Origin of the sequence: Desulfovibrio oxyclinae DSM 11498 (assembly GCF_000375485.1) — a bacterium.
GTDB lineage: Bacteria > Desulfobacterota > Desulfovibrionia > Desulfovibrionales > Desulfovibrionaceae > Pseudodesulfovibrio > Pseudodesulfovibrio oxyclinae.
Genome location: NZ_AQXE01000001.1, coordinates 347,639 through 366,204 on the forward strand (window position 1 = coordinate 347,639; position 18,566 = coordinate 366,204).

Genomic DNA, 18,566 nt, shown 5'->3' on the forward strand with positions numbered 1-18,566 from the left:
CCACATACAGGTTTAGAACGACGGAGAGTACCAATGGCAAACCACTTTCTGACCATTCTTGATTTCCCGAGGGACGAAGCATTCGAAATGCTTAAACGCGCCCACGAGATGAAGCGCAATTCGTTGCGTCCCGATGTCCTTTCCGGGAAGACCATCCTGCTGATTTTCGAGAAGGCCTCCACGCGCACCCGCGTTTCCTTCGAGGTCGGCGTCCGTCATCTGGGTGGCAACGCGGTGTTCATCGCATCCCGCGACTCCCAGCTCGGCCGCAGTGAACCCCTTGAGGACACCGCGCGCGTGCTGGCCCGATACGCCGACGGTTTGGTGGTGCGAACCTTCGGTCAGCACAAGCTCGATGTGCTGGCCGAGTACGGCGACATCCCCATCATCAACGCCCTCACCGACGAGTATCATCCCTGTCAGGTGATGAGCGACATGCTGACCATGTACGAACGCACTCCCGATCTGGAGAAACTCAAGGTCGCATGGATCGGTGACGGCAACAACATGGCCCATTCCTTCATCAACGCCAGTGCCATGTTCGGCTTCGAGCTGGCTGTGGCCTGCCCGGAAGGGTACGACCCGGATCAGGAGATCGTGGACAAGGCCATGGATCTCGGCGCAAAGGTGACCTTCACCCGCGATCCGGCCAAGGCCGCCGAGGGCGCTCACTACATCAACACCGATGTGTGGGCCAGCATGGGACAGGAAGAAGAGCAGAAGCTTCGCGAAGTGGCCTTTGATGGCTTCATCGTGGATGAGTCGCTCATGGCCAAGGCCGCGCCGGACGCCAAGTTCATGCACTGCCTCCCCGCCCATCGCGGAGAAGAGGTCAGCGCCGAAGTGTTCGAATCGGCCGCATCCATCGTCTTCGATCAGGCGGAAAACCGCCTGCACATGCAGAAGGCGATCATGGAAAAGGTCTTCAGATAGCAAACAAGAGACGAATGGAGAAATATAGAAATGGGTAAGATCGATAAGGTCATTCTGGCCTACTCCGGAGGACTGGACACCTCCATCATCCTGAAATGGATCAAGAACGAGTACAACTGCGAAGTCATTACCATGACCGCCGACCTCGGTCAGGGCGAAGAGATGGACGGCATCGAAGAAAAGGCCGAGGCCACCGGCGCCTCCAAGGCCTATGTGGAAGACCTGCGCGAGGAATTCGTGCGCGACTATGTCTTCCCGTCCTTCCGCGCCGGTGCGCTTTATGAAGGTCGCTACCTGCTCGGAACCGCCATCGCCCGTCCGCTGATTTCCAAGCGTATGGTCGAGATCGCCGAACTCGAAGGCGCTCAGGCCGTGGCCCACGGCGCCACCGGCAAGGGGAACGACCAGGTTCGCTTCGAACTCGCCACCATGGCGCTGAATCCGCGTATCGGCACCATCGCCCCGTGGCGCGACTGGGACCTCAAGTCCCGCACGGACCTCATCGAGTACGCCAAGGCCAACGACATTCCCATTCCCGTGAGCCGCAAGAAGCCGTGGTCCATCGATGCCAACCTGCTGCACACCTCCTTCGAGGGCGGCGAGCTGGAAGACCCGTGGAACGCTCCCGGGCCGGATTGTTACCGCAATATCCTGCCCATCGAACAGTGCCCGGACGAGCCCGAGGAAATCACCATCGATTTCGAAAAGGGTGATCCGGTCGCCATCAACAACGTCAAGCATTCTCCCGCCGCGCTGCTGGCCAAGCTCAACGAGATCGGCGGCAGGCACGGCATCGGCCGCGTAGACATGGTCGAGAACCGTTTCGTGGGCATGAAGTCCCGCGGCGTGTACGAGACCCCGGGCGGCACCATCATGCATATCGCCCATCGCGACCTTGAAGGCCTGACCATGGACCGCGAAGTCATGCACATGCGTGACTCCATGATCCCCAAGTACGCCGAGATGGTCTACTACGGCTACTGGTTCAGTCCCGAGCGCGAGGCCATGCAGGCCATGATCGACAAGACGCAGGAGAAGGTCACCGGTACGGTGCGCCTGAAGCTCTACAAGGGCAACTGCATTCCCCTCGGCCGCAAGTCCCCGTACTCCCTGTACAACGCTGATCTGGCCACCTTTGAGGAAGACACCGTCTACGATCAGGCCGACGCTGCCGGTTTCATCAAGCTTGTGGGCCTGCGCCTGAAGGGTCGCATGCAGCAGAGCAAATGGGGCGGCCGGGAAACCGACGAATCCTGCGAGAGCTGAGATGGCTGAAAAGAAAATGTGGGGAGGCCGGTTCGCCGAGGCGACGGCCACCCTCATGGAAGAATATTCGGAATCCGTTTCCTTCGACTGGCAGCTCTTTGCCGGAGACATCCGCGGTTCTCAGGCCCATGCGCGCGTACTCGCCAAGCAGGGCTTCCTGACCGAGGACGAGGCGCAGGCCATTGTCGAAGGACTGGACAAGGTGCGCGAGGAAGTGGAATCCGGCGATTTCGAGTGGGACACCTCCATGGAGGACGTCCACATGAACGTGGAATCCCGCCTTACCGAAATCATCGGGCCCTTGGGCGGCAAACTGCACACCGCGCGCAGCCGCAACGATCAGGTCGTGCTTGATTTTCGCCTGCATGTATCCACCCGTCTTCGCGTGTGGCGCGATCTGCTCAGGCAGGTCGTCCGCGCCTTTGCGGACCAGGCGGAAGCGCATCAGAAGACCATCCTGCCGGGATGCACACATTTCCAGCCCGCGCAGCCGGTGGTTTTGGCGCATCATCTTCTGGCCTATTGTCAGATGTTTATGCGCGACGCCGAACGCATCGACGATTGCCTCAAGCGAACGGAAGTCTCACCGCTCGGTGCGGCGGCGCTGGCCGGGACCACGCATCCGGTCAATCCGCAGGCCGTGGCTGATGACCTCGGACTCGACGGTGTGTTCGCCAACAGCATGGACGCGGTTTCGGACCGCGACTTCGTGCTGGAGGCGCTCTTCACCGGTTCCGTGGTCATGGCGCACCTGTCGCGCTTTTGCGAAGAGATCATCATCTGGGCCAACCCCAACTTCGGCTTCGTGAAGCTGCCGGACGCCTACTCCACCGGCTCCTCGATCATGCCGCAGAAGAAGAACCCGGACGCCTGCGAGATCATGCGCGGCAAGACCGGGCGCGTGTTCGGCTCGCTCATGAGCCTGCTGACCGTGCTCAAGGGGCTGCCCATGACTTACAACCGTGACCTTCAGGAAGACAAGGAGCCTTTTTTCGATACGGACCGCACTGTGGCGACGTCGCTGGCGGTCATGGCCGACATGATGCCCGGATTCGTCTTCGTTCCCGAGCGCATGCGGGCCACCGTCGAGAAAGGCTTTCTCAACGCTACGGAACTGGCCGACTATCTGGCCGCCAAGGGCGTTCCTTTCCGCGAGGCGCATCACATCACAGGTGCGGCAGTGGCCCATGCCGAAAAGGCCGGGAAGGGACTGGAAGCTCTCACCCTTGACGAATTCCGCCAGTTTTCGGACAACATTGCTGAAGACGTTTTTGATGTGCTGGACTACGACGCGTGCATTCGTCGCCGGACCTCTCCGGGCGGAACCGGGCCGGAGTCGGTCTCCGGTCAGCTCGGCGCAGTGCGGGCATGGCTGCAAAGCGTCTAGGAGAAATGATGGCTCTCACCGACACCGACATCGGCATCCTGCGGGACATTCAGAACTACGCTCGAATAGAGCGGTATCTGGGAATGCTCCCGGCAAAGCTGGCTTCCGTGTATTCCGAAGGAGCGCTGGAAGGGCTGATGGAAGCCGGGTTGGTGGACGAAGGGACCATTTTCACCAATTGCGGATCCAATCCGAGTGGCTACCGGCTGACGGACGAGGGGCGGGCCGCCCTGTTCAACGAAGGCGGGCAGGATGCTGGCAAGCGTTGGCGCAAGCTGACCGAGGCCAAGCACCCCGATGCCGAAATGCTCGACGCCGAAACCCTCGACGTTCTCGTGGATATATACCATCTGAGCAAATTGCGTCGCTCGGGCGGGCTGGTTCGCAAGGAGCTTCTTGAGGATTACGAACGTGCCAGCCTCAGCGCGCTGTACGATCTGGGCCTGATCTTCTGGGTCAAGCTCAAGGGGCGCGGCGTCGAGAGCGGCAAGGGATACATCATATCAGACCGCGCCGTCCGCCTGCTCAAGCTCGTGGGAGAGATCGACTGACGCGGTTGCCCGTGGACACGAATTGCGATAGATACCTGATTGGGCGAAATGATCGCGCCGAAAGTGCCGTTTTTTGTCCGAACCTCTTGCAATTATGTGCAGGAGTCTTATGAAGGTCGTTGATAAACACACGACCGAACGCCCATAGGGCGAAACGCTTCAACGATAGCCAATCGCATCCGCTTACCGAGGAGTCATCCTTGAACAATTTCACCAAGAATCTCGCAATATGGCTGATCATCTCAGTGTTGATGGTCGTTCTCTTCAACCTGTTCAGCCAACAACCGTCGCCAAACGTCAAGATGAACTACACCGAGTTCCTCCAGCGCGTGAATTCCGGCGACATTCTTTCCGTCAAAATACAGGGACAGTCCATCACCGGCGTCACCTCGGCGGACAAGCGTTTCCAGACGTTTGCCCCGGATGACCCGAACCTCGTGAACAACCTGATCAATCAGGGCGTGCAGGTTGAGGCTGAACCGCCGGATGACGGACCGTGGTACATGACGCTGCTTGTGTCGTGGTTCCCCATGCTGCTTCTCATCGGGGTGTGGATTTTCTTCATGCGCCAGATGCAGGGCGGCGGCGGAGGTGGCCGGGGAGCAATGAGCTTCGGCCGATCACGGGCAAAACTCATCAATCAGGAAAGCGCCAAGGTCACCTTCGACGATGTGGCCGGCGTGGACGAGGCCAAGGAAGAGCTTTACGAAGTCGTTCAGTTCCTGAGCGACCCGCGCAAGTTCACCCGACTCGGCGGTCGCATCCCCAAGGGTGTGCTGCTCGTCGGTTCTCCGGGTACCGGTAAGACGCTCATGGCTCGTGCTGTGGCGGGTGAAGCGGGCGTGCCCTTCTTCTCCATCTCCGGTTCCGACTTTGTCGAGATGTTCGTCGGCGTGGGTGCATCCCGCGTGCGCGACCTTTTCGAGCAGGGCAAGAAGAACGCCCCGTGCCTCATCTTCATCGACGAAATCGACGCGGTCGGTCGTCAGCGTGGTGCCGGTCTCGGCGGCGGGCACGACGAACGTGAACAGACCCTGAACCAGCTTCTGGTCGAGATGGACGGCTTCGAGTCCAATGAAGGAGTCATCCTCGTTGCGGCCACCAACCGTCCCGACGTTCTGGACCCGGCCCTGCTGCGTCCCGGTCGTTTCGACAGGCAGGTGGTGGTGCCCACCCCGGACCTGCGCGGTCGCGAACGCATCCTTCAGGTGCACGCCCGCCGGACACCGTTGGCTCCCGAAGTCGATCTCGGCGTCGTGGCGCGCGGTACTCCCGGATTCTCCGGTGCCGACCTTGAGAACCTCGTGAACGAGGCGGCTCTGCACGCGGCCAAGAAAGACAAGGACCGCGTGGAGATGGAGGACTTCGAGGAAGCCAAGGACAAGGTCATGATGGGCAAGGAGCGCCGCAGCGTCATCCTTTCCGACGAGGAGAAGCGCATCACGGCCTATCACGAAGGTGGTCACGCGCTGGTGGCGAAGCTGCTGCCGGGCACCGACCCCGTCCACAAGGTTTCCATCATCCCGCGCGGTCAGGCCATGGGCGTGACCATGCAGTTGCCGGTGGACGACCGCCACAGCTACAACCGTGAATATCTCGAAAACCAGATTGCCATGCTTCTCGGCGGCCGCGTGGCCGAAGAGGTCGCCATCGGCTCCATCACCACCGGAGCCAGCAACGACATCGACCGCGCCACCAAGATCGCCCGCAACATGGTCTGCATGTGGGGCATGAGTGAAAAGCTCGGCCCCCTGAGCTTCGGCGACAATCAGGAGCAGGTTTTCCTCGGCAAGGAACTCATTCACGACAAGAACTATGGCGAGGAGACCGCAAAGGTCATCGACGCCGAAGTTCGTCGTTTCGTGGAAGAGGGGCACGACAAGGCCCGCTCCCTGCTGAAGGAAAAGCGCGATGTGCTGGACAAGATCGCTGACGCTCTGCTTGAGCGCGAAACCATCACCGGCGCTGACATCGATCTGCTCATGGAAGGCAAGGAACTGCCGCCCGCACCCATCATCAACGAGCCGAGCGACTTCGGGTCCGGCAAAAAGGATGGCGGTGCAGGATATACTCCGGTCAGCGAAAAGAGCTCCGGTTCCGATAACAGCGGTTCCGCAGACTCCGGTGACGATGAGTTCATTCTTGAGGACGCCGAAGACAAGGACGATTCCGGTTCCGGTGACTCCGGCTCTGGGGACGACTCCGGTGACTCCAATGGCGGCTCCAAGCTCCAGTAACAGCGCATCGTCGACGATCGTATGAAACAAACCGTTTGGACCATCAAGGGGGGCAGGGTCATAGGCCCTGCTCCCTTTTTCATTGCCGGGATAGTCAACGTCACTCCGGATTCCTTTTATGACGGCGGGCGCAGTGCCGTCGCGGAATCCGCGGTGGCGCACGGTGAGCGGCTGGCGACAGAGGGCGCGCATATTCTTGATGTAGGCGGGGAAAGCACACGCCCGTATTCGGACCGCGTGGAAACCGATCAGGAACTTGCGAGGGTTATCCCGGTTATCCGCGGGTTGGCGGGGCGGACCATGGCCGGTCCGGAAGGGGATTTCACCCCGATCATTTCCGTGGATACGTACAAGGCGGAAGTGGCCGCCCGGTCCCTTGAGGCCGGAGCCGACATCGTCAACGACGTCTCGGCCTTCGAGTTCGACCCGGAATTGCTTGACGTGCTGGCACAGTACAAGCCCGGATATGTGCTCATGCACAGCCTCGGAAGGCCCGAAGAGATGCAGGACGCACCCGCCTACGACGACCCGGTGGACGAAATCATATCCTTTTTCGAGAAGAAGCTTACGATACTGGATAAAGCCGGTGTTCCGTTTGATCGCATTGTTCTGGATCCGGGCATCGGCTTCGGCAAGCTTCTGGAGCACAATCTGGCCATTCTTGCAGACACTGAGCGTTTCCTGAAACTGGGGCTGCCGGTGTACATGGGGCTTTCCAACAAGTCTCTGTGGCAGGGGCTGCTCGGTCTCGACGTGGACGAACGGCAAAATGCGACGCAGGCCGGAACCGCCGTGACCGCCATGAAGGGCGCTGCCATCCACAGGGTGCACGAAGTGGCTGCCGCGAGGCAGACGTTGACCATTGTGCACGCTCTGACATAGGAATAAGTGATGTTCGAGCTTTTCGGGATTCAGTTCGCGTGGCAGGCCGCTCTCGACATCGGCATCGTCGCGTTCATCTACTACAACCTCATCCTGCTCGTGCGCGGTACCCGGGCAGTGGCGGTCGTTTACGGCCTGTTGCTGGTGTTGGTCATCTATTTCGTTTCCAGCAGGTTGAATCTCTTCACACTCAACACACTTCTGGGCGAGTTTCTGAACTCGTTCTTCCTCGTCATCATCATCCTGTTTCAGAAGGATATCCGAAAAGGCCTCTCGCAACTCGGTACCGGCCGTTTCTGGTTCATGAAGAGCCAGCAGATAGAGGAAAAGATCCTTGATGAACTGGTGTTGGCCGTCATCGGCATGGCCAAGGAGCGGGTCGGGGCCATAATCGTTCTCGAAAAAAACGTGCCGCTTGGAGATATCATCGAGCGCGGCGTAGAGATCGACTCGCGCATCAAGGCCGAGCTGCTGCGTACCATTTTTCATCACGACACGCCGCTGCACGACGGGGCCGTCGTCATCCGCGGGGGACGCATTAGCGCGGCATCCTGTATTCTGCCCCTGTCCGGTAAGCTCAGGGGCAACACCATGTTCGGGACGCGCCACCGCGCCGCCCTCGGCATCAGCGAAAGTTCGGACGCCATCACCATCGTGGTTTCCGAGGAGCGCGGCGAAATCTCCATCGCCATCGGCGGACGTCTGACAACCAGTCTTGACGAGGTGCGGCTGCGCCGGGTCGTCAAGAACGCTCTGGAGCGATAGTTCATGCGCAAGAACTGGCAATATATGCTGCTGGCTGTCGTCATGGCCGTGTTTTCCTGGTTTCTGGTCAACGGCCAGGAACGTGTCGAAACGGTGGTGGACATGTCGGTGATTATGAGTAATCCGCCCGAAGGGCTGATGGTGGACACCGGCTTCGTGGATACCATTCAGGTCAGGTTGCGCGGACCCAAGGGCCTGCTGCGCACCCTCGACAACAAAAGGCTTGTCTACGATGTGGATGCGCGTAACTTCCGCGCAGGGCAGAACGTGGTGGACATCAATGTGGACCGCATCCCGGTGCCGTCCTCGTTCGATATCGTCGAGCTGACGCCTAATCGATTGACCCTTGTGGTTGACCGCATCGCCACCAAGACCGTCGATGTGGAAGCCCAGTGGCGGGGCGAACTCAACAATTTCTATGTCTTTGACCGCATTGAGGTCACCCCGTCGCAAATCCGTTTGCGCGGCCCGGAAACGAGGCTGCGGAAAATCACGGATACCGAAGTGATCATGAAGGAAAATTTCCCGCGTGATGTGCCGACCTCATGGGTCGAGCATCTCGCGCTCGACCTGCCGGAAGAGGTGGAGGCCACGCCTTCGCAGGTCAAGGTGGAAGCGTTTTTCAAACCCAAGACCCGGGAGATATGGGTCAAGATGCCCCTTGAGGTTGAGTCGCCGCAGGGAATGACGCTGAGGCCGAGGCAGGATTACGTGCGGATGCTCATCGAAGGGCCGCTGATGATGTTCAGGGACAACGCGTTCCGCAAGGACATCCATGTGACCCTGGAGCCCGGTCAGGATCTGTCGCCCGGCGAAAGACAGATGGATTACACGGTCACCGTTCCCGAGGGCGTGGTGGTCAAGAAGCGCAACCCCGACAGGATTGGGGTCATCATAAAGAAGGATTGATTGGAGTACCCATGAACCAGAGACTTTTCGGAACCGACGGCCTGCGCGGACAGGTCAATATATTCCCCATGACCGCCGAGGTCGCGCTGCGTCTCGGCCTTGCCGCAGGCCAGTATTTCCGCAACGGCAACAAGCGTCATCGTGTTGTCATCGGCAAGGATACGCGCCTTTCGGGGTACGTCTTCGAAACCGCCCTGACCTCCGGATTCTGTGCCAACGGCATGGACGTCTTCCTCGTGGGTCCTATGCCCACGCCGGCCATTTCCTTTCTGACGCACAGCATGCGTGCGGATCTTGGCGTGGTCATTTCGGCTTCGCACAATCCGTTCATGGATAACGGAATCAAGTTCTTTGACCACAAGGGCTACAAGCTGCCTGATTCGGTGGAGGACGAGATCACCGCGCTGGTCATGAATCAGGACACGCAATGGGAGTACCCCGCAGCGGAACAGGTGGGCAAGGCACAGCGCATCAAGGACGCCGCCGGTCGCTACATCGTCTACCTCAAGCACAGCTTTTCCAATTCTCTTACGCTCGACGGCATGAAGATCGTGCTGGACTGTGCCAACGGGGCGGCCTACGGCGTGGCTCCTTCTGTTTTCGAGGAGCTAGGAGCAAAGGTCATCCGTGTGGGCGTGGACCCGGACGGGGTGAACATCAACAGCAAGTGCGGCTCACTTTATCCCGAGGTCATCTCGCAGAAGGTGCGAGAGGAGAAGGCCGACATCGGACTGGCGCTCGACGGCGACGCCGACAGACTCATCGTCTGTGACGAAAACGGCCGGATTCTGGACGGCGACCAGATCATGGCCCTTTGTGCGCACGAACTCATGAACAAGGACATGCTTCCAGGCGGAATGCTGGTGGCGACGGTCATGAGCAACATGGCGCTTGAACTTTTCATGCAGGACTGCGGTGGCTGCCTGCTGCGTACCCCCGTGGGCGACCGCTACGTCGTTGAAGCCATGCGCCGAAAGGGCGCAGTGCTTGGCGGGGAGCAGTCCGGGCATCTCATTTTCCGCGAATACAGCACAACGGGTGACGGGCTGCTTGCAGCGCTGCAATTGTTGCGTATAATGAGAGAGATGGACAAGCCTCTCTCAGATCTGGCGACATTGCTCGAACCGCTCCCTCAGATTCTCAAGAACGTGCACGTGGAGCGCAAGATTCCGTTCGACGAGGTCCCCAAGGTTCAGGAGGCCGTCCGCAAGGTTGAGGACGCGCTTGCCGGAAAGGGCCGTGTCCTGTTGCGCTACTCCGGCACCGAGGCCGTGGCTCGCGTCATGGTCGAGGGAGAGAATCCGGACAAGGTCGAAATGTACGCTGACGACATCGTCGAAGCACTCAAGAAGCATTTGCGTTAGGAGGCATCAATGCAGGTCAAGAAAGCTGTCATTCCCGTAGCAGGCTGGGGCACTCGCTCGCTGCCCGCCACCAAGAACATTCCCAAGGAAATGCTGCCCATCTTCCGCAAGCCCATTGTGCAGTACATCGTCGAAGAGGCCATCGGAGCGGGGCTTTCCGATGTCGTCTTCGTCAACAACCAGAACAAGAAGATCATTGAGGACCACTTCGACCGCAACTTCCTGCTTGAGCAGGTTCTGGAGCGCGGCGGCAAGGAAAAGCTGCTGAAGGAAGTTCGCGAGGTCGCCGAGATGGTCAATATCATTTCCGTCCGGCAGAAGCAGCAGCTCGGCCTTGGCCACGCCGTCCTGTGCGCCAAGGAAGTCTGCAAGACCGAGCCGTTCGCCGTCATGCTCGGCGACGACCTGATGTTCGGCATGAACGCTGGCATCTCCCAGCTGCTGGAAGCGGCCGAGACCGAAGGCAAGGCCGCGGTCGGCGTCATCGAGGTTCCGGAAAACAAGGTGCACCGTTACGGCATCATCTCCGGCGAAGAGTTCGCGCCCGGCGTGTTCAATGTGGACAAGCTGGTTGAGAAGCCCAAACCCGAGGATGCCCCGTCCAATTATGCCATCACCGGTCGTTACGTGCTGCTGCCCGAGATTTTCGATATTCTCGAAAAGCAGGGCGTCGGCGTCGGTGGCGAGATTCAGCTCACCGATGCGTTGCAGGGGCTTGCCGACCAGGGCAAGCTCATCGCGGTCAAGCTTCAGGGGCAGCGTTTCGACGCGGGCGACTGGATTGAATACCTCACCGCGAACATTTACTTCGCGTTGCATGACGAAGAATTGCACGACGAGCTGGTGACCCGGATTCAGGAGATCCTTCCGTGCAAAGAATAATCGCGTTCGTTCTGGCGGCGGTCATGGTGCTTTCCGCGACCGCCGCCTTTGCTTTCACCCCGGATGACAAGGAACTTACCTCGCGTCTGGGCAAAGCGTACGGCGCATTGCAGTCGTGGCGCGTTGAGATGAGTTTCCCCGAGTTTCCGGATGTTCGGGCCACTGTATGGCAGCACGGTCCGCGCTGGAGGCAGGAGTGGCGTTCTGCGTCAATGAGCGCAGAAGCCGTGGCGGTCGGCTCCGTTTCGGGTGTTGGCGCGGCCTGCCCTTCCGATTTTCCGCTGCCGCCGACACTTTTCTGGAACATGCCCGGTCAGGTAGCGTATTGGAAATCCGCAGGAGTGGATAACGCCACAGGCGGGTTCGGCTTTGCGGGCGACCATCCGAGCCTGATAATCGGGGCCGATCCGGGTGACGAGTCGAAGCCGCAGGTCTGGCTGGACAACGAGACCATGGCCCTGCTCAGGGTGCGCCTTGCGAGCTCGGGCGGATTCATGGACATCCGCTTCCGCCAGTACTCCTTCAAGGGTGGTTTTCAGGTCCCCGAGGCCGGAGAGGTGCAAGTCCCCTCAGGCCGTACTGTGGAATTTGCGCTTGAATGGACCGATCTCAACGGTGCAGCCGACCCGGCCCTGTACGATGCGTCAGCAATCCGTTCCGCCGCCATGACCGGCGACTGCCCCGCGCCTCCGGCTCCTTTCGATACGCTCGCGGTCGGGCTTTCCGCAGTACCTGTTCGGCAGGAGTAGGCCATGTCCGGCATGTGGCGGGTGGCAATCGTTTCGCCGCCGTATCAGACCCTTACCTATCTTGCGCCTGAACGACCCGGCGACGTCGAGACCGGGATGCGTGTCATCGTTCCCCTCGGAAGGATGCGCCGTGTCGGCGTGGTCATCGGACCTCAGGACGAAGCTCCCGAAGGCGTGAAGTTGCGCCGTATCATGTGGCCGTTGGAAATCTGTGCCATGTTTACCCATGACCATCTGGAAATGTGCGCCAGTCTTGGTGTGCGGCAGATGGAGCCGGTGGGGCGGATACTTGAAGCCTCGCTGCCTCGCGGACTTCGTACGGCTGATGTTGTTTTTCGGCTCGATTGCGGGCCGGGCGAGTCTTTTCCCGCTTCCATGCGTCCCGGCGATCTCTCCGGTTGCTCACCTTCGAATAAGGATCGCCTTGCGCAAATGTGGCGGGAAGGGCGTATGAGGGTTCGTCTCGATCCCAAACGCGAGGCCGAAGAGCGGTTCGCAAGACTTGCCGCCGACCCGCCATGGTCGGTGCGTCCCAACGCCAAGCGGCAGCTTTCGGTGCTGGAGTACCTGCACGATAATGGCGCCACAAGTATATCATGGCTCAAGCACTCGCTTGGCGACGGTGCGCCGCAGGCAGTTCGGGCGCTGGCCAAGTCCGGGCTGGTGAGCATCGGTGATGATGAACCGCCCGAGGAAGCTCCACTGTGCGCGGAACCGCCGAAATTGCATGACCCCACTCCACAGCAGGCCGAAGCCCTTGAACGCTTGATTCCCGCGCTTGATACCGGGGGGAGTCATTTGCTGCACGGCGTGACCGGCAGCGGCAAGACGCTTGTATACGTGAATCTCATCCGCAGTTGTCTGGAGAAGGGGCGCTCCGCGCTGATACTGGCTCCGGAAGTGGCTATCGCCTGTCAGCTGCATCGGGCGGTGAGCGACGCGCTGCCTGGTGTGACCGTACTGTACCATCACGGCTACCTCAGTCCGTCGGTGCGTGAGAATATCTTTCGGCAGGCGGCCAGCGCACCCGGACCCGTCTGCGTGGTCGGCACCCGTTCATCCCTTTTTGTGCCGCTGCGGAGCCTCGGTCTCGTGGTGGTGGACGAGGAGCACGACGAATCCTATAAGCAGGAAGAGCGGCTGGCCTATAATGCCAAGGAAGTGGCCCATTTTCTCACAAGCCGTTCAGGCGCGCTTCTGGTGCTTGGCTCGGCAACCCCGGATGTGAAGACCTTTCACGCGGGTGATCAGGGGCGTATCCCGGTCCATTCCATGGCCGACAGGGCCGGAGCCGGAGAGCTGCCCGCTGTGCAGCTGGTGAACATTGCGGGTATCAAGGATCCGTCGGTTCACTTCGCGCCCGAAGTGGTGGAAGCCATGCGCGAGACGGTGGAGAAGGGCGAGCAGGTCATCGTGATGCTCAACCGCCGCGGATACGCACCGGTCATGTATTGCACTGATTGCGCCGAAGCCATCCGCTGTCCCGAGTGCGAGGTGGGCATGACCTACCACAAGGGCAGGGAACGGGTGCTTTGCCATTATTGCGGTCTTTCGCTGGACTATCCCCTATTGTGCCGTAACTGCGGCGGCGCGAATTTCATTCCCATGGGCGAAGGCACGGAACGTCTTGAAGAAGCGCTGGAAAAGGCGCTGCCCGAAGAAACGGGCATCCTGCGCATGGACCGCGACACGGTCCGTCGGCAAGACGCCATGGAGCGGATCCTCGGCCAGTTTCGTGATGGCGAAGCGCAGGTGCTGGTCGGCACCCAGATGCTTTCCAAGGGCCACGATTTTCCAAGCGTCACGCTGGTTGTCGTCGTTGACGGCGATCTGGGGCTGAACCTGCCCGACTATCGCTGCACGGAACGCACGTTCCAGTTGCTGGTGCAGGTGTCCGGACGCGCCGGACGCGGTGAAAAGCCCGGCAGGGTCCTTATTCAGACACGAAACCCCGAGCACCCCGTTTGGAACGAGGTCGTCTCGGCGGACTATCACTCGTTTTTTGAGCGCGAGATCAAGCGGCGAAAGATGTTCAGCTATCCGCCGTTTGCCAACCTTGGGCTGATTCGCATGAGTTACCCTGACGGCTGGGATCAAGGCCCCGGGGCGCTGACCGCCGTGAGCGCGCTTATACGTGAGCGATCGGTGGAGCTTGGCATCACCGCCTTGGGCCCGGCTCCGGCACCCATGGGAAAGCTGCGTGGCAGGAAGCGGTTCAATTGCCTTCTCAAGGGCGGAACGTGGCAGGCCATGCGCGAGCTTTTCGCCATGGTCCGCAGCGCGGCCCGACCACACGCCGAGATGCGGGTGTCGCTGGATCTGGACCCGGTCAACATGCTCTGATGCTCTTTGCCGACAACCGTTTATTCGGCCCGGCGATGGCTCAACAAGCCTCTCGACAGCCGCAGGGCGAAGCGGTACAACCGGAACCCATGAAAAAACGCAACAACGGGGACGTCATGTCCAGAATCATATCATGCGCAGCGGCCTTACTGATCGTGCTGCTTCTTGCCGCTCCGGCCATGGCGCGGGTAGGCTTTGTCAATCCGCAGGTCATCGTCAGTGAATCCGAAATCGGCAAGCTGGCACAGGACGATTTGGCCCGTCTCGGCAGGCTCAAGGATACCCGCATCCGCGAAAGCGCCGAGCAGATCAACGCACTCAAGGCCCAGATCGATCAAGGGTTGCTCTCGGAGAAAGAGCGCGACATGCGAGAAGACCAGCTTAAGCGGCTGCTTCGCGAGCATGAGAAGCTGGTGACCGACAGCAATCTCGAACTGCGAGAGCAGGAGCGAAGGCTCATCGAGTTCATCATGAAGCGCGCGGACAAGATTCTGCGTTCGCTGGCCGAAAGCAGAGGGTTCACCATGATACTCACGGACCCGGAAGCCATCGGCTACATCAATCTTTCCGTGGATCTTACCGACGAAGTGCTCAAGGAACTGGACAAGGGGGATTAGGACTGTGGCAAAAAAGACTTTCGTACTTCCGGTTCTTGTGTCCTTGATTCTTTGTCTTTTTGCCGCCGAAGCACAGGCCTTCGGCGAAATCCGGTATCCTGACCGCCCTCTGAACCTGAGGCAGAAGCGTGACGCCGACTCCGGCTGGGTCGGCTTGCTTCGCGCCGGGCAGAAAGTCCGCATCGCATGGGTCAAGGACGGCTGGGCAGCCATTTTTGAGCCGTGGATGACGGACGGCGACACCGCTCGCGTGGCCGGATACGCCAACACGAAATATCTTAAGAAACGACGCGGCAAGGTGGAAGAAAAACCATGGGGTGAGTGGAGGCGGACCAAGACGAAGCTGAACTACCGTTCCGGTCCCGAGCGTGGCGCCAAACGGCTCGGCGTACTGGACAGTGGAGTGGTTCTGCGGACGGACTTTCCCGAAGACGGCTGGGTTGCGGTCTTTGAACCCAAAGCCACAATCCGCAGTCGGATGAACTCCTTCGGCTGGGTCAAGGAAGACTACCTTGCAACGGCTTCGCGTCCGAGTACGAAGGCAACATCCTCACAGATCGCCACCAAATCCACCTCCAAGGCGGACCAGAAGCCGGTTGCCGTTTCCCGTCCGGATACGTCCGAACCGTCTTCGGCCGATTGGGGACGCATCCTTCGGGCGCCCATGGAACTGAATCTGCGCAGAGAACGCGCCGGCGGTTCCAAGTATGCCACGACCATCCCCAAAGGGCAGGCCGTCAAAGTCGATTTTCTGAAAGAGGGCTGGTACGCGGTGTTTTCCCCGTCTGCCAAAGTCCGCAAGGAATCCAGAGCGTTGGGATATGTCCTGCGCCGCCTGATTGAACCGGAGGCCGCCGGTGCGCAGCCGACCATAACGAGCAAGGCCGACAGTGGCCGCAAGACCATCGTCATTCCGCGCAAGCCCACGGCCAAGGTGCACAAGGCCGCTCCCAAGGTGGACAAGCGCGCGCACGGATTCCGCTACGGTGTCATGGAGCGAGCCCAGTCAACCATGCTGGGCGTTCCTGTTGAGATCGTGAAAGTCTATCTTGAAGTGGATCGACTGCCCAAAGCGCAGTCCATGAGGGATTTTGCCAACACGCTTTGGAAGGAGTTCCGCACGAGCGGGCGTGAGCTTCGGCTGGAAATATACCTGCCGGAGATGAATCTGGACGGGCTGTCCTTCATTTCGGCGCGCTACACCTACCAGAAGGAAGTGGAGTTCTGGGCCCGGAAAGCAACGCTCTACGGGACCCGTTTCCTCGACTGATCCGCGTTAGGCGTACTCGTGGTCCGTAAAGAGCGGAAGTTCCTTCGCAGTATTGCGAGGGGCGGGCCTGTCTTCCTGAACGGTTTCAAGGAAGATGCTCTTGCAATGACAGCACTCCCAGCGCGGACCGCGCTCCTGAAGGTTGATGAGCAGTCCGTCCCGGTCGTAGCAGACCTGACAAAAGGGACCGGAGAGTTCTCCTTCCTCTTCCAGCCAGTACTTTCTGCCATCGAACTTGACCCGTTCCGAAAGGTCCAGAACTTCGGCGACTTCTCCCAGCTGTTTTTTCAGGGCGTCGTTTTCCTCGCAGACGGCGAGATATTCGTCCTGAAGGCTTTTGAGCAGCACTTCGGCCTCCCTGTAGCGACCGCCCTTGCAAAGGTCCAGTACGCGCTTGAAGCCGGTTGCATTCGCCAATTTGGTAACCATGTCTTATACCCCCGGATAAACCTTGTGTCGTCATTCCCTTGATCGGTTAACCCGCCGAAAACTTTAGGGTATGGAAGAGACGCATTTTTTGGTGGCCTGTTGAGGGTGCAACCGCTCGGTTTGATGAACTTTTTTTGGGACAAAAAAGGCGGGCTCCCGGAGGAGCCCGCCTGATTGAGCGTGATTGGTTCAAAAAATCTTGTCGATGAAGCTTTGCACGCGCGGATCCTTGCATTCTTCGCGGAAAAATTGATCCGGAGGTCCCTGGGCCAGAAATCCGCCGTCCTCCATGAAGACCACATTGTCGGCTATCTCGCGGGCAAAACCCATGTTGTGCGTCACGATGATCATGGTCATGCCCTCTCGTGCCAGCTGTTTGATGGCGTCGAAGACTTCTCCCACAAGTTCCGGGTCCAGCGCGGAGGTCGGTTCGTCGAAGAGCATGAGCTTGGGCTTCATGGAAAGGGCGCGGGCGATTGCGGCCCGTTGCTTCTGTCCGCCGGAAAGGGAGGCCGGGTGTCTGTCCGCAAATCCGGCCATGCCTACCTTGCCGAGCATGTCCATGGCAATCTCGCGTGCCTCGGACTTGCTGTTGCCCAGCACGGTGACCTGTCCTTCCATGGCGTTTTCAAGCACGGTCATGTGCGGAAACAGATTGAAATGCTGGAAGACCATGCCGATCTGGGTGCGCAGGCGGCAGATGTTCCGGGCACGGTCGAGGACTTTTTCGCCCTTGTGCTCGCGGTAGCCGACCTCTTCTCCCTCGAAGCGGATGGTTCCGGAGTCGATGGTTTCCAGAAAGTTGACCGTGCGCAGCAGGGTGGATTTTCCCGAACCGGAAGGGCCGATGATGACGGTCTTCTCGCCGGGATTCAGCGAAAGGCTGACGTTGTCCACGGCCCGGTGCGAGCCGAAGGCCTTGACGATATCGTTGAGTTCGAGCAGCGGTTGCATCAGCGTTTCTCGTAAGCGCCGACCTTGGCTTCGAGGCGCTCGAAGCCGAGGGTGAAGACGGTGGTGAAAAGAAGGTAGATTCCGGCGGCGAGGCCGAGAACCGTAATGTTGAACGAGGCGTTGAAGAGCTGGTCCGCAGTGCGCATCAGCTCGACCATGGCGATGGTGGAGACCAGTGCGGTGTCCTTGATGAGCGCGATGAACTCGTTGCCCACCGGCGGCAGGATGACCCGGTAGGTCTGCGGGATGATGACCCGTCGCATGGCCTGCCAGTAGGTCATGCCCATGGCTTCCGCGGCTTCCATCTGACCATGGTCGATGGACAGGATGCCGCTGCGGATGATCTCCGCAAGGTACGCCGAATAGTTCAGCCCGAGCCCGAGCAGGGCGGCAGTCACCGGCTTGAGGGTGATGCCCAGCGCAGGCAGGCCGTAATAGATGAAAAAGAGCTGCAGCAGCAGCGGAGTGCCCCGGAAGAGCCAGATGATGAACCAGCACAGGCGGCTGACGGACTTGACCGTGCCGATACGGCCCAGCGCAATGAGCAGCCCGCCGATGGGCGAGACGATCATCGTGCAGACCACCAGTAGCAGGGTCATGAGGCTGCCCTTGAGCAGGTGCGGGACAAATTTGGCGGTGTCCTTCAGGAACTGCCGCCATGCGGGCATCATGGCTTCCTCGACGGAACTGCGGAACTGCCGTGCCTCAATGTTGTCCGGGTAGACTTCCAGCAGTTCGTCTATGATGCGCAGGGCGGCGTCATAGTCCTTGGCGGCGTACTTCAGGCGGGCGGCCTGCATCCGGCTGGATACGAACTGGCCCTGATCCCCCTCCGGGCCGGGCGCGGGAATCTGAAGGTAAACCTCAACGGCGCCGTCGAGATCGCCGGTGACCATGATGTCGTTGGCCTTGCGCATGAGCGCGTCGGCATCCGCTGCCGGGGCGGCGGTGCCGAGGGAAAGAACGAGGAGCGCCGCCAGCGCGGCGCTCCCCAGTATTTGTGCGATGCGTGAGTTCACGGTGCGTGC

17 protein-coding genes are annotated in these 18,566 nt (G+C 60.0%); 14 read left to right on the forward strand and 3 right to left on the reverse strand.

Annotated elements, in window-relative coordinates; translation table 11 throughout:
- The first annotated feature begins 33 nt into the window (after nucleotides 1–33).
- The 14 genes from argF (at nucleotide 34) to B149_RS0101875 (ending at nucleotide 16,155) form a co-directional block, all read left to right on the forward strand.
- Nucleotides 34–933 carry an ornithine carbamoyltransferase gene (gene argF, locus B149_RS0101810; RefSeq protein ID WP_018123450.1) on the forward strand — a complete coding sequence of 300 codons (900 nt, stop codon included), beginning with the start codon at nucleotides 34–36 and terminating at the stop codon, nucleotides 931–933.
- A gap of 30 nt (nucleotides 934–963) precedes the next feature.
- Complete coding sequence (locus B149_RS0101815; protein WP_018123451.1) at nucleotides 964–2,199, forward strand: argininosuccinate synthase; 1,236 nt, start codon at nucleotides 964–966, stop codon at nucleotides 2,197–2,199.
- A 1-nt stretch (nucleotide 2,200) separates the two neighbouring features.
- Nucleotides 2,201–3,586, forward strand: a complete 1,386-nt coding sequence (argH, locus tag B149_RS0101820; RefSeq protein ID WP_018123452.1) for an argininosuccinate lyase — start codon at nucleotides 2,201–2,203, stop codon at nucleotides 3,584–3,586.
- An 8-nt stretch (nucleotides 3,587–3,594) separates the two neighbouring features.
- On the forward strand, nucleotides 3,595–4,137 hold the full coding sequence (locus B149_RS0101825) for a hypothetical protein (RefSeq protein ID WP_018123453.1): 543 nt from the start codon (nucleotides 3,595–3,597) through the stop codon (nucleotides 4,135–4,137).
- Between the two features lie 200 nt (nucleotides 4,138–4,337).
- Nucleotides 4,338–6,374 (forward strand): ATP-dependent zinc metalloprotease FtsH, encoded by a 2,037-nt coding sequence (gene ftsH / locus B149_RS0101830; RefSeq protein ID WP_018123454.1) that lies wholly within the window; start codon nucleotides 4,338–4,340, stop codon nucleotides 6,372–6,374.
- Nucleotides 6,375–6,395: 21 nt separating this feature from the next.
- Entirely contained in the window at nucleotides 6,396–7,256 is an 861-nt protein-coding gene (gene folP, locus B149_RS0101835) for a dihydropteroate synthase (protein WP_018123455.1), read from the forward strand.
- Nucleotides 7,257–7,265: 9 nt separating this feature from the next.
- Nucleotides 7,266–8,021: a diadenylate cyclase CdaA gene (gene cdaA, locus B149_RS0101840; RefSeq protein ID WP_018123456.1), complete on the forward strand. Its 756-nt coding sequence runs from the start codon at nucleotides 7,266–7,268 to the stop codon at nucleotides 8,019–8,021.
- A gap of 3 nt (nucleotides 8,022–8,024) precedes the next feature.
- The gene (locus B149_RS0101845; RefSeq protein ID WP_018123457.1) at nucleotides 8,025–8,930 is read left to right on the forward strand and encodes a CdaR family protein; all 906 of its coding nucleotides are present in this window, start codon (nucleotides 8,025–8,027) and stop codon (nucleotides 8,928–8,930) included.
- An 11-nt stretch (nucleotides 8,931–8,941) separates the two neighbouring features.
- The gene (gene glmM, locus B149_RS0101850; protein ID WP_018123458.1) at nucleotides 8,942–10,294 is read left to right on the forward strand and encodes a phosphoglucosamine mutase; all 1,353 of its coding nucleotides are present in this window, start codon (nucleotides 8,942–8,944) and stop codon (nucleotides 10,292–10,294) included.
- A 9-nt stretch (nucleotides 10,295–10,303) separates the two neighbouring features.
- Complete coding sequence (gene galU / locus B149_RS0101855; RefSeq protein WP_018123459.1) at nucleotides 10,304–11,176, forward strand: UTP--glucose-1-phosphate uridylyltransferase GalU; 873 nt, start codon at nucleotides 10,304–10,306, stop codon at nucleotides 11,174–11,176.
- Nucleotides 11,164–11,925, forward strand: coding sequence for a hypothetical protein (locus tag B149_RS16190; protein WP_018123460.1), 762 nt, complete (start codon nucleotides 11,164–11,166; stop codon nucleotides 11,923–11,925). The genes galU and B149_RS16190 overlap by 13 nt, the downstream gene beginning before the upstream one ends.
- Before the next feature lie 3 nt (nucleotides 11,926–11,928).
- The gene (gene priA, locus B149_RS0101865) at nucleotides 11,929–14,268 is read left to right on the forward strand and encodes a replication restart helicase PriA (protein WP_018123461.1); all 2,340 of its coding nucleotides are present in this window, start codon (nucleotides 11,929–11,931) and stop codon (nucleotides 14,266–14,268) included.
- A gap of 116 nt (nucleotides 14,269–14,384) precedes the next feature.
- Nucleotides 14,385–14,885, forward strand: a complete 501-nt coding sequence (locus B149_RS0101870) for an OmpH/Skp family outer membrane protein (RefSeq protein ID WP_169332893.1) — start codon at nucleotides 14,385–14,387, stop codon at nucleotides 14,883–14,885.
- Nucleotides 14,886–14,889: 4 nt separating this feature from the next.
- Nucleotides 14,890–16,155, forward strand: coding sequence for an SH3 domain-containing protein (locus tag B149_RS0101875; protein WP_018123463.1), 1,266 nt, complete (start codon nucleotides 14,890–14,892; stop codon nucleotides 16,153–16,155).
- A 6-nt stretch (nucleotides 16,156–16,161) separates the two neighbouring features.
- Here the strand turns inward: B149_RS0101875 and B149_RS0101880 are convergent, their stop codons facing one another.
- From B149_RS0101880 to B149_RS0101890, 3 genes are all read right to left on the reverse strand, one after another.
- Nucleotides 16,162–16,584, reverse strand: coding sequence for a hypothetical protein (locus B149_RS0101880; RefSeq protein WP_018123464.1), 423 nt, complete (start codon nucleotides 16,582–16,584; stop codon nucleotides 16,162–16,164).
- Between the two features lie 189 nt (nucleotides 16,585–16,773).
- The gene (locus tag B149_RS0101885; protein WP_018123465.1) at nucleotides 16,774–17,538 is read right to left on the reverse strand and encodes an amino acid ABC transporter ATP-binding protein; all 765 of its coding nucleotides are present in this window, start codon (nucleotides 17,536–17,538) and stop codon (nucleotides 16,774–16,776) included.
- Nucleotides 17,538–18,557, reverse strand: a complete 1,020-nt coding sequence (locus B149_RS0101890; protein WP_018123466.1) for an amino acid ABC transporter permease — start codon at nucleotides 18,555–18,557, stop codon at nucleotides 17,538–17,540. The genes B149_RS0101885 and B149_RS0101890 overlap by 1 nt, the downstream gene beginning before the upstream one ends.
- Nucleotides 18,558–18,566 lie beyond the last annotated feature (9 nt).